Source organism: Shewanella sp. NKUCC06_TVS (genome assembly GCF_019345515.1).
Lineage (GTDB): Bacteria > Pseudomonadota > Gammaproteobacteria > Enterobacterales > Shewanellaceae > Shewanella > Shewanella oncorhynchi.
Genome location: NZ_JAHKQX010000004.1, coordinates 97,709 through 113,203, shown reverse-complemented (window position 1 = coordinate 113,203; position 15,495 = coordinate 97,709). Strand labels below are relative to the sequence as shown.

Genomic DNA, 15,495 nt, shown 5'->3' with positions numbered 1-15,495 from the left:
TAATATGTTAGTTTTTATTGTGTTGTAAATTAATATAGTTACTTCCCATTCTTCTTTGCTCTTTTTATATATCTTACCCATAGCACTGAGCCGTGGGTTTTACGCATTTCGAAGAGATCTATTGCGGCAAATAGGTCGCTGAGTTTTTTAAATCCGTAGTTTCGCTGATCGAAAGAGCTGTGATTTGAGATATGTGATCCTATTGGGCCAAGTTGAGCCCAGCCATCTTCCTCTTCGGTTGCTTCTATGGCTTGACGCAACATATTGAGCAGTTTGGAGTCACTTTTTAAATTACATTTCTGCGGTGTGGCGGTTTTAGGCTGAACTTGCTTGGTTTTACTAATTGAGTCAGGTGTCGTTGGTGGAAGCTGGGTTAATTCTGATATCACCTCTATTTCTTCTGCGACAACAACAGGTTCTGCGTCGAGGTAGAGGAAGCGAGAGCAACTATTCACAAAAGCGGCTGGTGCTTTACGTTCTCCGAAACCAAAAACGGTTTTGCCATCAGCTAAGGCTCTCGTCACTAAGGGAGTAAAGTCGCAATCCGAAGATATTAAACAAATAATGTCTATATCTTTAGTGTAAAGAATGTCCATAGCATCAATAACTAAAGCAATATCGCTGGCATTTTTACCTTTGGTAAGATCGAATTGTTGGATGGGCTGAATGGCATATTCATGCAGGATATCTTCCCATGGCTTTAGGTTCGGGCTTTTCCAGTTACCGTAAGCTTTTCGAATACTGATGAGACCGTGTTTTGCAAGCTCAGCAAGTACAACATCAAACTTCTTGGCTGGCGCGTTATCTGCATCAATGAACACCGCAATTTTTTCTTTATTCTGCATTTTAACTCCAACGAATGTGGTTATGCTTTACCCGTTTTTAAGGATGAGAAGTAGTACCCGCAGATGGAGCCAATTATTGCACTTGAAAAAGCAAGAAGTTCGGTGAAGTACTTGTTTTCAAAAAGGGCGGCTAGGCTGATGATTGTGAGTAAGACCATCACTAGCATGATTGCTAAGATGGGCGCAGTCCTCTTATTAATTCGTTCAGTTAGAGGTTCGGCTTTTCCAATTCCACCGCAAGAACCACATATTAGTCCAAATTGATTTCTTCTTCGCCAAATAGGTAATTCGTTTAGTTTTGCGCAGCGTTCACATGAACTGTTATTAAGTCCATTGGAACAAGTTCCTGTTCCTGAACAATGTTTACAATCATAAAGATTGACCATGACATCTTGCATTTATGTTCCTTCATAAATTTGGGGATATTAGGGACAGGTCTGTGATGGTGGCTTTATCTTAGGATTGAAGCACGCTACCGCCCATGGCTCTTGCTACCAGACCGCAAATACAGACAATAAATTTTAATAAAAACAATAATAAAGCTATCAGTCTGTGGTTTGTAAAACCTTAAACTGAATCACAATTAGTTCAGAGGGGGAGTATCTTTAAGGAGAGGTATAGAAAGCTTTTCCTTGCCTTGTTCGCTTTTCTAGAGCGGATCTTCCCTGACTCATTTGTATATCGCCATATTTTATTAGCGAGATTTTCGCTAACACCAAACTAGCGATGATTGATTAAGTAATTGCTTAAGTGTTGTTTATCAATCAAAAATTTAAACTAGCGTACAGCATATGGTGAATAGCGACAATAGTGAGTTGTTGCCCAGTAAACCAAAGACGGAATATGCATCTTTTTATCAAATAGCACGCAACACCAAAGCGATAGACGTTAATTTAACGAGCCACCTATTGTTAAATTTGCAGAGTGTATGTTTGTAAAAAGGCATACCGATAACTGGATAGTTGGTTGGATTAAGCATTGGCATGTAAGTGACCGTTGACGGCATGGCCGCTCTTTCACATCTGACCCATAGGGATATGGGAAATGTCACTATGATGTCTGGAACATCATTGACCATGTGATCGCGGCATTTGCACTTCCGTATGCAGCAGATGCCGTCGTCGAGCCCTCATGGATACTTCTTGTGAAATAAAAGGGGTGGCGTGTCACTGGAATGACAGTGCTTAATCATCAGCTTCCGCTGTTAAGCCGCAAATGAGCTGCAAAATAGTCTGCACACCTTTGATAAGATCGAAAGCGAGGACTGACACATTTCTTTCTGAGTTATTTACAAGAAAAATATAGGTGTCTTTGAGTATTCCAAGCTTCTATCACTTGGCCGTAGGGTTATATAAAAATGGCAGTCTTACGTGTGATAGATTGGAGACTATCTCGATGATAAATTGGTTGAATACTCACATATTGGCAGACATTTAAGCTGAACAAAAATAGTGGGTTAAGCTCTTATTCTCAATTACAATGCACTATTTTCATTCGCTAAATGCGGCATTAAACGAGCAGGAAACCCAGTATGAATATCCCAATGATTACCGCGCTTCAGAGTGCTATTACCGAAGCGCTCGCGAGTATACCAACCGCTGAGGCGGAGCAGATCTATGCATTGTCTTTCTATATCAACAACGAATATGACGATCCCCGTCTACCTACGCTGACAGTCGGCTATAACACAGTCGATGAGTGGCATGCCTCGATTCCAAAGGCTTCTAGCTCTGACGAAGCAAAATGGAACTATGCCTTCTGGCTTCAAAACGAACTCCTCGTCTTTGGGGATTCTGACTCTCAGACTGCGGATATCTTAGCTCGCTGGGTGGCCGATCTCGGTCTCGGGTACAGTGATGCGGAGGAAGATGTCGATTTTGATCGCTGCCTTGAGCTCGGTCAGGAGATAACCGAGCAATTTGTTGCCGCAGTATGCGTTGTCGCTTCTACACTCCATTCCAACTTAACCGTTAGTCGCGTTTTCGGTCGTTCGGTACCCATCATAGTTCACGAGCTCGAGTACTATAACGAGATCGCAGATCAGACTGAGGCCTGTAACCCTCCTAGACTCGCCGAAGAGTTCGTTTCTTGGGTGCGCTCAATCTAACGTTAGTTATCAGTTATAGGTGGTAAGGATATAGGGCAGATTGGTTGGCGGCGGTTCAATAATTCTAATCACAGAGCTTACTCACATAGCTAATCACATAACAAAAAGGATGCATCGATGAACGATGGGCAATACAAAAAGGGGCTTGAGGTGCGTCGTGCTGTGATGGGCGATAGCTATGTGGATAAGGCGCTCAATAGTGCGACAGATTTTACCCAGCCTCTGCAAGATTTAGTTACGGCCAATTGCTGGGGTGAGGTTTGGGTGCGTGATGCCATCTCAAGGCAAACGCGCAGTTTGATTACTATTGCGACGCTGGCGGCATTAAAGGCGCCGACTGAGTTAAAGGGCCATGTGCGGGGCGCGCTAAACAATGGCTGCTCGGTTGAAGAGATCCAAGAAGTCTTACTGCATTGCACCGTTTACTGCGGTATGCCTGCGGGGATTGAGGCTTTTCGAGCGGCGAAAGAGGCGATTGAGGAGTGGCAGGCGCAAAACAGTTAGCTCACTTGGTATTAATCATTTTGAGCGTCAATGGCTGTGAGGTTTAGTTGCTGTGAGATTTAGTTACTTTGCGGTTTAGTGGTTTTAACATTCGCTAGGGGAGCTGAGTTACGCGGATTCCCCTAGCGCATGATGGCTACAAACTTGAACAGTCTGCGCTTATTTTTGCAGTTGGGCTTTTGCGGCTTCTACTTTTGAGAAATCCAAACCGAGTTCGAGCACGGCTTCTTTGATCAAAGCCGGTTTCTGCATCACTAGCCCCAGCAGTTGTTGTAGTTTTTCGGCTGGGATGCCTAATTGACCGAGCGTACCCATCGCCATTAATGGATTTTCGGTTAATGTTTGAAACAGTTCTTGGATTTTAGCGTCACTGACGTTGTGTTCTTTTAAGATGGCAATAATGGGATTCATTGCATTACCTTGTTGATATGAAAGTTAAACAGGTGCCGATTTTATCACAGTTCTGCCAGAGTGGTTGCCTCACACATGCGTACCCATTGGATGTTGCCACGCTTTGCCTATGCCATTAAGCGCATTAGATTTTATTCCCAATAAGCTTTACTCTGGTGACGTATTCCCCAAAATCTGCCGATAAAACCTGAGCGACTGTCGGGCATCGTGAGCCGTTGCATTGGATATTATGGCTCTAGATATCATGACTCTAGGATATTGTGGATCTAGATATGATTGCCTTAGATATCATGGAGCAATGCGATTGGGTAATCGCTGGCTTTTATCATCCCTTAAAAATAGAAAGGAACTGTGGTTATGCTTGATGTTGTCGCGAACCAAGACAAAAGTATTGTGGTTAAACAGTTGCGATACGGGCGTGATAATGAGGTGTTAGTCGTCGATGAGTGGCAACTGAATCCTGCTGAACACTGGGCGATCTTCGCGACCGACAGTTATTGTGGTTCCTTGCTCGGGCGAATATTAAAGGGTGATATTCTGCCCGATGAAGGGACGATTGCTGGCTTGCCGCAACGTATCGGCTGGGTGTCACTTGGACTGCAGCAAGCGTTGCTGGAGCGCGAATTAGAAAAAGACGAGTTGGATTACGGTTCGAGTGTCGAATCCTTAGTATTGGAATGCTGCCAAGATGCCAAGCAACTCCCAGCATTATTACAAAAGGTTGGGCTTGAGCCGCTGCGTCGGCGCGGTTTTCGGCAATTATCCACGGGCGAAACGCGCAGAGTCATGCTGGCACGTGCACTGGCAATGTTACCGCAATTGCTGATTTTAGATGACCCTTACGCTGGGCTCGATGCTGAACATCAGGCGAGTTTATCTGAGCTGCTGAGTGAAGTGGCCGAGCATAGCCAGTTGCTGATCATTACCTCACGCCAAGAAGAATTGCCGCCGTGCATCAGCCATGTAGCGCTGTTTAATGGCGAGATGCTCAAATCGGGGCAGAGTGTGCACAAACTCAGCCCGTCGATGTCGATTGAGCAATGGCACAATCATCCTGTGATGGCGCAGCTGAATGCGTTATCGGCGCAACGTAGCGATGAACTCTTGGCCTTGATGGAGCGGCAAAGGCACAACGCCGAGGCGTTTGATCCTCTGGTCGAGATTAAAAATGGCAGAGTGGAATATGTCAGTGGGCTGATTTTCAGCGGCGTGAATTGGCGCATCGAGGCGGGGCAACATTGGCAAGTTCGCGGCCCAAATGGCTGCGGTAAAAGCACTTTGCTGGGGCTGATTTTAGGCGACCATCCCCAATGCTATAGCAATGACATCACGCTCTTTGGCCGACCTCGCGGAAGCGGCGAGAGTATTTGGCAGATTAAACAACGGATTGGCATAGTGTCGTCGGCGCTGCACTTGCAATATCGCGTCAGTTGCTCGGCATTAGATGTGCTGCTTTCGGGCTTTTTTGACTCTATTGGCCTGTACCATAAACCCACTAAACCTCAGCTAGATTTGGCGAAGGAATGGTTGGCGATTCTGCACATGACAGGGTTGGCGAGCACCAGCTTTAAGAAGCTCGATTATGGTCAGCAGCGGTTACTGCTGATAGGTCGCGCCTTGATTAAACAGCCACTGTTGCTGATTTTAGATGAGCCGTATCAGGGCTTAGATTTTATCAATCGCACCTTAGTGATGCGGGCGCTGGAGATGATAGCCGAGCATCATCTGAGCCAATTGCTGTATGTGTCGCACCATAGGGAAGATGCCTTACCTGCGATTAAAAACTTTGTCGATTTTATCAAGCAAGATGACGGCTATTCGGTACAGGTGAACTACTGTGAGTCTGAGGATTTCACCCGTTTAAATCAGTAAATGCCACCTATCACAGCAGCTTAACGGCTGCTTACTTGTTTGCAGAGTTTGTCATTATCCCTCGGCACCCTAATGCAGGTTAAGATTGACCTTACTGGGCGCTAGCCATTGTGTGTGTTAGTCACGCTTAATGGCAATATACCTGTGGCGCGAAAGATTTTCGTATTTCAGTGAAAACTGAGATGCACCGCATATCGATAATGAGGGTATCGCCCTAGTGTTTAATCCCCCATTCGCCAGACAGCAGTTCTGTTAATTAGTCATGCTTGATATAGGTAACTGTGAGCCGTCTTACAGTTTTGAATGTCGTTGGCGCGAATAATAGTTTCTGGCCTAGGCCAGAAACTCGTGACAGTTTCATGGTTCATCCACTGAACTTATTCATCAAGTCAGTTATCACGCTTGAGAATCCAGAGTTATGGACTCCCCTAGCTAGATGAGCCCGAGTGTCACTCGTAGTACCGAACATGTGCACTAAGACCTAAAACACGATTTCAAGACATATAAGACGACTTAAAGATAAAACATTTATGCCAAGACCCAAAAAATGCCGTCAATTATCGAGCTGTGTGCCCTGTAGCCTATTTAAGCCTAATGGGATCCCTGCGGTTAAATTAACTCATATTCAATTAGAGGCCGATGAGTTTGAGGCCCTCGAACTGGGTGACGTTAAAAGATTAAGCCAGATCGAAGCCGCGGCCTTGATGGGGATCTCTCGGCAAACCTTTGGATACCTTCTCGCCAATGCCCGTAAAAAGGTGGCGACGGCTATCACTCAAGGTCAAGCCTTGAGGCTGCCAACCCAAACAGACAAGGATTTATCATGATTATTGCCATGCCGATGAGCCGCGAACGCCTCGCCAGTCACTTTACGAAAGCCCTACAAATTGGCTTTTATAATGAACAGTTTCAGCTGATTAAGCTGGTCGATAACCCGGCAATTGAGGGTGACTGTAGTGCCAAAAAAGCCTTATTAGAGCTGATTATCCAACAAGGTACCGACATTGTACTTGTGCAGAATATCGGTGAGCGCATGTTAGGAAAGTTGCTCGATGCGGGGATTAGTGTGAGCAAAGGGAGTGCGAGTCAAACAGTGGCGACTTTGCTGGCACAAACAGCGGATCTTAATCTTAGGTTGACGGATGCATCCCAAGGTCGCGCTTCACTCAAACATGCAGCCAAGGGCGGATGTTGTCATTCAACAGGTGACGGCTGCGGTTGCAGTGGTAAAGCTAAAGCAGCTCCTTGTTCAACACGTCTTATAAGCACGCCAGCAGTACAGGTTAAGCTCGATAAGTCAATGCATTACGCTGGGTTTAGACCCTTGGTAAATAAATAATCTCACTGTCTAATTTGGATTATTCCGCCACAGTTAAAGCGTAGGGGCGGGAAAGCGCCCCTCGAATATCCGCTAATGAAAACACCTTGGAAAACCGTCCAAAGGTTTTGCCATAAAACACACATTCGACCACCGGCAAGGCAAATACATTGCGGCTCGCCGCTATCTCACCTTGGGCTTGGCAATCAATATAGGCCATCCGCATCAGCGGGAACTCTTGCGCCAACATCTCAGCAATTCTCGGTTTGAGCGTTTGACACACACCGCAGTTTGGCGCGCCAAATAACAACAGCACCGCCGCATGCTCAGTTAACATGGACTCAAGCATCTCAGGTGAATCAATGTGCGTGATGATATCGGTGTGCATGCGTTGCCATTTGGAAGTTGTGATGGGTATCAATTCATGGGTTAGTTTGCGTGTTTTTAGGGTTAAAGCCAGCCCATTGTTACCACGCGACTACCGATAAATTGACCAAGGTTGAATAAGCCAAATATGAGCAGCCCGATACTGGCAGCAATCACTCCGATTTGCTGTATGCCTGTTAGACGATTTAGCCATTGTTTTAGATTATTTATCATTTCGCTACTAGTGACCTGCTACCTGCTACCTGCTACCTGCTCAGGCTTAAGGTTATACGCGTGACTTTACATATGTCGCATTGCTAACTGCACCACTGGCGCTCGCAGGGAATGCCATCACCGTCACCATCCATTTGAGTATTGGGGCAATGTTGGATGTAGAAAGTCGCCTCAGCACAGGAACTCATGTGGCTGCAATGGGTTTTACCCGCTTCACATTGGAATCTTGGTGTTGCAGTTTCATATATGGGCATTCTCTCAATGTCTTCATTCGTGAGGACTGGTACTTTATCGATTGCAGGAGCTTCGTTGAATTCTTGGTATTGTTTAAAGCCAAAGATAACTATGGCCAAGATTATTAGCAGCGGGATTATCGTATTAAAGGACGATTTTCGTGAGTTATGGTGATGCGGTTTGTCTTTGTTATTGAAGTTGAAGTTTTCATTGCGTGATTGGATATGAGAATGGGAGCGTGTTGTTGCACTCGCTGCAACGACTGCGACGCCTTCAATTGAGGCGATAACCGCTTTTCTCTTGCCATCATTTTGCACTTCCGTTTGATACAGAATGCTGTCGCCAACTATGGGTTTTCTCGCCATCTTTTTTAGCACTGAAATGTGAATAAACACATCTTGGGCTGCGTTTTTTTCAGGATGAATAAAGCCAAATCCCTTTTCATCGTTCCAGCGTACCAGTACGCCTCTATCCATGAGCATTTTCTATGTCCTTAATTTAACCGCTTAATATTTTTAGTTATTGAATATCAATACTTACTTGAGTCGTTCCGATTTATCTCTTTTAAGGAGCAAACCGTACTTAGGTTGACGAATCGGCTATTCAATGTTGGTAGCTAAGTTACTCAAGCAAAGGAAGTTTTGCAATTTTTTATCTTGAATTTGCTTATGTGTGACTCATTCGCTTTGAGTGTATGACGGTGGGGAAATGTGAGCACTTAGCAGAAACGATTGGTATTTTGTAAATTCAATACAAACAATAGATTGCATTAATAATAAACAAACTGATCAAAAAATGTGCATTAAAACTTGCAATCTTACTGTGTGCTACATAGTATTTGCTGTGTGGCACACAGTGTGTGTGACACAGTGTTAAGGACAGGAATTCGACAATGACAAGTTCACAGCTAGTCAAAATGCGACTCGAGTTGCGCCGTGGGGTATTAGTGTTGGCGGTACTGGGATTATTAAAACAAGCCCACTACGGTTATTCGCTCCGCAAACAGTTGCAGGAAGGCGGTATCGATATTGACGAAGGGACTTTGTATCCCTTAGTGCGCCGCCTAGCCGATCAAGGATTGTTGGATAGTGAGTGGCGACAGGCCGAAGGGCGTGAGCGTCGTTATTACCAATTGTCGTCATTGGGCGCTGAGTTGCTCAGTCAACTTACCGATGAATGGCAGCAACTTAATGGCGCCTTGGCTTTTTTACTGGAGCAAAGCGCTGACACTAATGGCTCTGATATGAAAAGCTCAGACGAGAGTGCAGAGGAGATTTGATATGGAATTAGTCGATCGCTATATCGCCGCGGTGCAGCGAGAATTGCCCGAGAACAAACGTCAGGAAATTGGCCGTGAATTAAAAGCCAATATCTGCGACCAATTGGATGCCCTATCTGAACAAGGTGAATTGAATGAAGCGCAAATTGTCGCGGTATTAAAGCAAATGGGTCATCCCTGTAAGGTCGCGCAGCAATTTGTTCCGGCAGTGCCTATTATTGCCTCTGAGGATATTCCGCTTTTTAAACATACACTTTTCACTGTGCTTGGGGTCTTGTTTGTGCTGCAGGTTGTGGGCGGCACGACTCAATGGTTGGGCTCTGCAGAGGGGGATCTATTAGGATTTATCCACCATATTGCCAAAGGTTTTATTGGTGATGCCTGTCTTGCCTTTACCGCTATCCTGTTGGCCTTTTGGAGTTTCTCGGCTCAGGGCAAACCTATGTCCGGCAGCAATTGCCAAAAATGGCAGCCGCAGAATTTGCCTAAGGTTGGGCCCGGTTGGCAGCATATTAGTTTAAGCGATGTGTTTACCGATCTGGCGACATATCTTTTTCTCTTACTTGTGATCTGGTGTTCTGTGTGGATGAGTAGCGAGCAATTAGCCGCGCGGACTGTGATTTTCAGCGCCAATGCTCAGCAATTGTTGCAATGGTTTAGCCCTATTATTTTGCTGTCTATGGGCAATAGTCTCTGGCAACTACGCCGCCGAGTGTGGACTACTGAATTGTTACTGGCGAATATGGGGATCAATCTTGCTTATGCCTCGTTCTTAGTCTTTCTGGCCTTTAGTTCGCCACTATTACAAAGCCAAGGAGCTGAATTAAATGGGGAATTTACGTTATTACAGTTAGAATATTGGCTAAGTTATAGCTTAGTGATTGCCGCTATGTTCCCAGGCTATGAGGTGATCCGCGATGGGTTGCGTTGGCGTAAACTCGCAAGCAAGTAAGTAAGGTTTAGCCTAGGTTTTGTAGGTGAGTTTTATTCACTTTTTCATCGAATACATGGCCTGTTCAGTATGATTGAACAGGCTTTTTACATTAGTGCCATCTTCTGTGGAGAAAAGTAAGCCACGACTTTTACCGTCGATGCAGATTTATTCTGGGGTATCGCCATGATTCATTTTATTATTAAGCGATTTTTGGGCCTGTTGTTTGTAGGTGTCAAATATGCCTTCTTGCTTCATCTGTTTTAGCTCACGAGCAAGATTAACGGCGAGTGCCGCGTGACGTTTATTTAAGTAACCATAGCTGGTGAGTTCTTCTAGGGTGGCAATCGCGATTATTTTGCTGCCTTGAAACTCAGGCGTTTGTAATAGATCCAATGAGCTTGCCTCCGTATCAATATAGATATCGATTCGGTCGCGGAGCATTTTACGAAAGGAGCTCGCGGGGGATGAAGATTCAGTCAGACGCTCCTTAGGAATGAGTCCCTTTAGCTTTTGTTCTGCGAGGAACACGCCTCGATAGTATTCGATCTTGTATCGACTCTTTTGCAGTGCTTGCCAGTTAGGTATTTTGATTTCGGGATTGTGCGCGAAGGCAATTAAATGGGTATCGATAACCGGTTCTTCAATTCGAATGAGGTTGGTAAACTTTTCGCCATAATGAGATACACGCCCCGGCTCGCCATCCACTTTACCTGAGTCCGCCATCATACTGGCGCGGGCTGCGGGAACCACTTGATAGGAGAAGTCATATCCTAAGCGTTCAAAGGCTTGGGCGTAAATCAGTTCAGCCCATTTAAAGTAGAAGTTATGTTTGGGGTCCTCATAAAACGCCATCGTAATGATAGGTTTATCAGCAATCATCGCTGTGGTTTCTGCAGTTGATTTGCTGGTGGCATGAACCGAGACACAAAAGAAAAGGCCTACCCACACACTCCAAATGTGCATATTGCTCCATCGTTGCATAGCGTGTCTCTAAAAGTGTTGAGTTATTTAGAGTATAGCTAGCCTGATAAATGGTTCATTTTTATTCAAGCAAGATTATTTTATTTCCATGATTTCGCACTAACACACGGTTGAAATGTGATCTGCTGGCGGACATTTTGTCCTTTTGGGTTTAAAAATGTGCGATACGGCACATAGAAATGATATTTGCCTGTATTTTGCTGGTTTTTTATTCATCAGAGTTTGAGCTTGCTCGGTTTTTTGCTTGTAAATAAGGCGTTAAATCCTTGCCGTCTATCACCTGCAGTAGGAAAGAAAGGATGAAATCGGGACTGGGATTATCAGGAATGCGGTTATCAAAGCTTTGGTTATCAATGACGTGGTTATTACCTCTTTGTTGTTTATCGAGTGCCGTAGTGGCAGAGGCGGCAACGGACAATATCGAACGCCTTGAGGTGCGCGGTAGGCAAATTAATACCTTAGGCCATAGTACTTCGGCATCTGAGGGAATAGTCGGCGCGGCAGAAATCGAGAGTCGACCCCTATTACGAACCGGCGAAATCCTCGAATTTGTTCCTGGGATGATAGTCACTCAGCACAGTGGTTCGGGTAAGGCGAATCAGTATTTCTTACGCGGCTTTAATTTGGATCATGGCACAGACTTTAATACTCGAGTCGATGGTATGCCTGTGAATATGCGAACCCATGGGCATGGCCAGGGTTATACGGATCTTAACTTTTTGATCCCTGAACTTATAGGCGAGATCCGTTATGCCAAAGGCGCTTATTATCCTGAGGTGGCCGATTTTTCTGGCGCGGGTGCTGCCCAATTACTGCTGGCTGATCAACTCCCCCATAACCAAGTTGGGGTGACGTTGGGTGAATATGGTTACCAGCGACTCGTGGCGACTCAGGAGCTAAACACTGACATAGGTCGTTTTATTTGGGGTGGTGAGGCGCAAACCTATGATGGCCCGTGGACGGATATTGATGAGGATGTGAGTAAGATCAGTGTCGTCGGGCGTTATTTAACTCGGCTCGGCGAGGGTGACTTGAGCGTCACTATGATGGCCTACGACAACAGTTGGAATTCGGCGGATCAGATCCCCGCCCGTGCGGTAGATTCTGGATTAATTGATTTTTATGGATCTTTAGATAAAGACGTCGGCGGTGAATCTAACCGTTATAGCGTTTCAGCTAATTACGATGCGGGTGATTGGCAGGGAAATGTCTACGCCATTCGCTCGACTATGAATTTATTCTCTAATTTTACCTATTTCTTAAACGATCCCATCAATGGTGATGAGTTTGAACAAGTCGATGAACGCACGATTTGGGGCGGCGATCTTAAGCGTGATTGGCAAACTTCACTTGGTGGCTCTCAACTGAATTACAGTGTGGGCGGCGATGTGCGTTATGACGATATTGGCGCAGTGGGTTTGTATAACACTCAGGCGCGACAACGGCTGAATACGGTAAGGCTTGATGAAGTGCAAGAGTTGTCGAGTGGCATCTTTGGCAAAGTTGAGTGGCTGCCAGCTGATCAATGGCGTTTTAATCTTGGGCTGCGTTACGATTATTTTGATGTGCAGGTCGACAGTGATAATCCGCTTAACAGTGGCGATGCGTCCGATGGTATGTTCAGCCTCAAAGCCGGTGCTTCTTATTTGTGGAGCGATAATCTTGAGCTATATGTTAATGCAGGCCAAGGGCTGCATTCGAACGATGCCCGCGGTGCAACGATCAAGGTTGACCCTGTGAGTGGCGATGAGGTCGAAAAAGTCGATCTCCTCGTACGTTCAAATGGCGGCGAATTTGGGGTGAAATACTATGACAGAGACTTTATTAATTTCTCTGCTGCGGTCTGGTATCTGCAACTAGATTCAGAATTAGTATTTGTGGGCGATGCGGGTAACACTGAGCCGAGTCGTGCATCTGAACGTTATGGTGCTGAATTAACGGCTTATTATTGGCTGAATGAGGCAATCAGTATCGATATGGAATTAGCGTGGACTAACGCCAGATTTACTGAAAATGAATTTGAAGAGGGCAAGTATATCGATGGCGCAGTTCCCTTTGTTGCCAGTGCAGGCATCACCTATCGACCCGACGGCGATGGCCTGTATTCGAGTGTACGCGTGCGGCACCTTGGCGAGCGGGTGCTCGACAGCTTTAATGACCACAAGGCTGATGCGACCACATTAGTTAACCTCGCATTAGGATACGAGTTCCGCCGCTTCGATACTAAGCTTGAGCTGCTCAATGTGTTTGATAGTAAAGATCACGACATAGATTATTTTTATGCTTCTCGTTTGCCCGGCGAAGCAGCCGAAGGGGTTGAAGATCAGCATTATCATCCTGTTGAGCCACGAATGGTGAGAGTCAGCGTGAGTTATCATTTTTAGTGATATTCATCTGTTAAGGCGATATCGAAGATTATTACGTATGTCGCCGAGCAAAAAATGTATCTCAATTAAGCGTCCAGATAGTTGGGCGCTTTTTTCTGCTGCACTCATTTAAGCGCTAATTTAAGCACTAATCTAAGCCCAAATCGCTTCAAACTATGTGGCTGCAATAATTTACTATTCCCGTGCTGACAATCGAGGCTAGAATGAGGACGAGTCGATCTGAGTTTCCCCCCTGTTTTACAGCTGATGCTATAGGTAATCGCCGCGAGTTATGAGTACTGCAACACCCATTGAAAACATTAATTATTGGCGTCATCCTAGCTTATCAGGCATAGAACTGAGTCAGGCGGAATTTACGCATTTCAGTTTTGATAAACATGTGCATCTGGATTACCACTTAGGCGTAGTCACTCAAGGTGCGCAGCAGTTTGTGAATAAGGGCAGCAGTTATCAGCTTGGTCAGCATAGTTTATCGACCTTAAATCCCGACGAAACCCACGATGGTCAGAGCCGCGATGCCGACGGTTATCGGGTGAAAGTGATGTCGATCCCCGTGGAATATATGAATGAAGTCAGTCAAGAACTGGGTTTGAAGGAGCACTTTTTCAGCGCGCCTATGGTGGATGACCCGACGCTTTATCAATATTTTATTCAACTACACGAGCTATTAATTCAAGGCCAATGCAGTGCGCTTGCGGGAGAGTCCCACTTATTGAATTTTATTCATCTGCTGCTGGAGCGTTACCCCAGCGGTATTTCATCTTGCCTATCTAAACCGAATCAACCGCAGGGGTTATCTAAGTTGCAGGTGAGCTTAGTGAAGCAGCGAATTCACGATGAGCCTTGGCATAATACTCAACTTGAAACCTTAGCCAATGAAGTGAATTTAAGTAAGTTTCAGTTTTTACGGCAATTTAAACAGGCAACAGGGATGACTCCCCATGCTTATCTCAAGCGGGTGCGTTTAGAGTTGGCGAAAAAGTCCTTAAGTCATGGTGCTTTAGTGGCGGATGTGGCGCAGCAGTTCGGATTTTTCGATCAAAGTCATTTAAACAAAGCTTTTAAGCAGGCATTCCTATTATCGCCAGTGCAATTTCAGCGGCGTATGCTCTAATTTCCCCGTCTTTCGACGCCGCTGGTTTTTAAAAAACACTGAATAGTGCAATTTATTACAATTCAGCGCTGCGACAAATTGCCATACTGGCTGCCTCAGTTATCGTTATTAACTTTTTTGCGGAGCCGCATATCTATGGATTTATCTTTATTACTCACCTTGGCTGTAATCCATGCCGTTGCTTTAATCAGTCCCGGACCCGATTTTGCCATTATGGTGAAGATTGCGACTCAGCAGTCCAGAAGCACTGCGGTTGCCGCCGCTGTGGGGATTTCAATAGCCATTTTAGCTCATACGATTTTGAGTCTGACCGGTGTGAGTCTACTCATTAAGAGTTCGCACACTCTGTATCTCTTAGTGCAAATTGTGGGCGCTTCTTACCTCGCTTGGATGGGGTTTGGTGCCCTGCGTGCCGGTCTTGCGATACTCGCTAAACGTAAAATGAGTGCCAGAGTCCATGCAGGGACAAATGATGATGCTGTTATTAGCGCTGGTGACGTTGAAGGCGTGGCGTCTGTTGCTGGTGGCTTAGGTGGCGCTATGTCGCGCAGGCAAGGTTTTTTGACTGGGTTTTATACCAATCTATTGAATCCAAAAGCATTAGTGTTTTTCTTAACCCTGTTTTCGGCCTTGATTACCCCAAGTGTTACAACGAGCACTAAAATCGCTTCCGCTATTTTGTTGTTGTCTTTGTCATTGGCATGGTTTGGCTTTTTAGCGGTAATGTTGTCAAAGGCGCAGGTGCAACTTAAATTGCAGCGACTAACACCGGTTATCGATGCGGTTATTGGTGTCATCTTTATGTCGGTATCCTTGGCGATTTACTCAAACCTATTATTAACCGCTTAGTCAGGCGCAGTGTAAATCACCTTAGGTTTTAGTCTGAGGCACTTATGGTATTCTTGGCCT

Annotated in this window: 16 protein-coding genes; 10 read left to right on the top strand and 6 right to left on the bottom strand. The window is 45.4% G+C overall.

Annotated elements, in window-relative coordinates:
- Window positions 1-38: 38 nt before the first annotated feature.
- Window positions 39-845, bottom strand: a complete 807-nt coding sequence (locus KO531_RS05950) for an NYN domain-containing protein (RefSeq protein ID WP_063883613.1) — start codon at window positions 843-845, stop codon at window positions 39-41.
- A gap of 20 nt (window positions 846-865) precedes the next feature.
- Window positions 866-1,243 (bottom strand): molecular chaperone DnaJ, encoded by a 378-nt coding sequence (locus tag KO531_RS05945; RefSeq protein ID WP_113939999.1) that lies wholly within the window; start codon window positions 1,241-1,243, stop codon window positions 866-868.
- Between the two features lie 1,133 nt (window positions 1,244-2,376).
- Here KO531_RS05945 and KO531_RS05940 point away from each other — a divergent pair.
- The gene (locus KO531_RS05940) at window positions 2,377-2,952 is read left to right on the top strand and encodes a hypothetical protein (protein WP_107946513.1); all 576 of its coding nucleotides are present in this window, start codon (window positions 2,377-2,379) and stop codon (window positions 2,950-2,952) included.
- Between the two features lie 117 nt (window positions 2,953-3,069).
- Window positions 3,070-3,456 (top strand): carboxymuconolactone decarboxylase family protein, encoded by a 387-nt coding sequence (locus tag KO531_RS05935; RefSeq protein ID WP_219250610.1) that lies wholly within the window; start codon window positions 3,070-3,072, stop codon window positions 3,454-3,456.
- Between the two features lie 159 nt (window positions 3,457-3,615).
- Here the strand turns inward: KO531_RS05935 and KO531_RS05930 are convergent, their stop codons facing one another.
- Window positions 3,616-3,867, bottom strand: coding sequence for a DUF2999 family protein (locus KO531_RS05930; RefSeq protein ID WP_006083102.1), 252 nt, complete (start codon window positions 3,865-3,867; stop codon window positions 3,616-3,618).
- A 357-nt stretch (window positions 3,868-4,224) separates the two neighbouring features.
- On the opposite strand from KO531_RS05930, the gene KO531_RS05925 reads away from it, so the two are divergent.
- From KO531_RS05925 to KO531_RS05915, 3 genes are all read left to right on the top strand, one after another.
- A complete protein-coding gene (locus KO531_RS05925) occupies window positions 4,225-5,739 on the top strand; it encodes an ATP-binding cassette domain-containing protein (RefSeq protein WP_219250609.1) in 1,515 nt (504 codons plus the stop codon).
- A 530-nt stretch (window positions 5,740-6,269) separates the two neighbouring features.
- On the top strand, window positions 6,270-6,566 hold the full coding sequence (locus KO531_RS05920) for a DUF134 domain-containing protein (RefSeq protein ID WP_012088215.1): 297 nt from the start codon (window positions 6,270-6,272) through the stop codon (window positions 6,564-6,566).
- Window positions 6,563-7,078: a NifB/NifX family molybdenum-iron cluster-binding protein gene (locus KO531_RS05915; RefSeq protein ID WP_219250608.1), complete on the top strand. Its 516-nt coding sequence runs from the start codon at window positions 6,563-6,565 to the stop codon at window positions 7,076-7,078. Before KO531_RS05920 ends, KO531_RS05915 begins: the two co-directional genes overlap by 4 nt.
- A gap of 19 nt (window positions 7,079-7,097) precedes the next feature.
- On the opposite strand, the gene KO531_RS05910 is transcribed toward KO531_RS05915, so the two are convergent.
- Complete coding sequence (locus KO531_RS05910; RefSeq protein ID WP_219250607.1) at window positions 7,098-7,445, bottom strand: thioredoxin family protein; 348 nt, start codon at window positions 7,443-7,445, stop codon at window positions 7,098-7,100.
- Window positions 7,446-7,740: 295 nt separating this feature from the next.
- The gene (locus KO531_RS05905) at window positions 7,741-8,373 is read right to left on the bottom strand and encodes an excalibur calcium-binding domain-containing protein (RefSeq protein WP_219250606.1); all 633 of its coding nucleotides are present in this window, start codon (window positions 8,371-8,373) and stop codon (window positions 7,741-7,743) included.
- A 410-nt stretch (window positions 8,374-8,783) separates the two neighbouring features.
- On the opposite strand from KO531_RS05905, the gene KO531_RS05900 reads away from it, so the two are divergent.
- Window positions 8,784-9,170 (top strand): PadR family transcriptional regulator, encoded by a 387-nt coding sequence (locus tag KO531_RS05900; protein ID WP_105251375.1) that lies wholly within the window; start codon window positions 8,784-8,786, stop codon window positions 9,168-9,170.
- A gap of 1 nt (window position 9,171) precedes the next feature.
- Complete coding sequence (locus KO531_RS05895) at window positions 9,172-10,122, top strand: hypothetical protein (protein WP_219250605.1); 951 nt, start codon at window positions 9,172-9,174, stop codon at window positions 10,120-10,122.
- Between the two features lie 147 nt (window positions 10,123-10,269).
- On the opposite strand, the gene KO531_RS05890 is transcribed toward KO531_RS05895, so the two are convergent.
- On the bottom strand, window positions 10,270-11,085 hold the full coding sequence (locus KO531_RS05890; RefSeq protein ID WP_219250604.1) for a hypothetical protein: 816 nt from the start codon (window positions 11,083-11,085) through the stop codon (window positions 10,270-10,272).
- Window positions 11,086-11,384: 299 nt separating this feature from the next.
- Here KO531_RS05890 and KO531_RS05885 point away from each other — a divergent pair, with 299 nt between their 5' ends.
- The 3 genes from KO531_RS05885 (at window position 11,385) to KO531_RS05875 (ending at window position 15,435) form a co-directional block, all read left to right on the top strand.
- Window positions 11,385-13,469, top strand: a complete 2,085-nt coding sequence (locus KO531_RS05885; RefSeq protein WP_219250603.1) for a TonB-dependent receptor — start codon at window positions 11,385-11,387, stop codon at window positions 13,467-13,469.
- Window positions 13,470-13,743: 274 nt separating this feature from the next.
- On the top strand, window positions 13,744-14,586 hold the full coding sequence (locus KO531_RS05880) for an AraC family transcriptional regulator (protein ID WP_113939990.1): 843 nt from the start codon (window positions 13,744-13,746) through the stop codon (window positions 14,584-14,586).
- Between the two features lie 135 nt (window positions 14,587-14,721).
- Window positions 14,722-15,435 (top strand): LysE family transporter, encoded by a 714-nt coding sequence (locus tag KO531_RS05875; protein ID WP_219250602.1) that lies wholly within the window; start codon window positions 14,722-14,724, stop codon window positions 15,433-15,435.
- The last annotated feature ends 60 nt before the right edge of the window (window positions 15,436-15,495 follow it).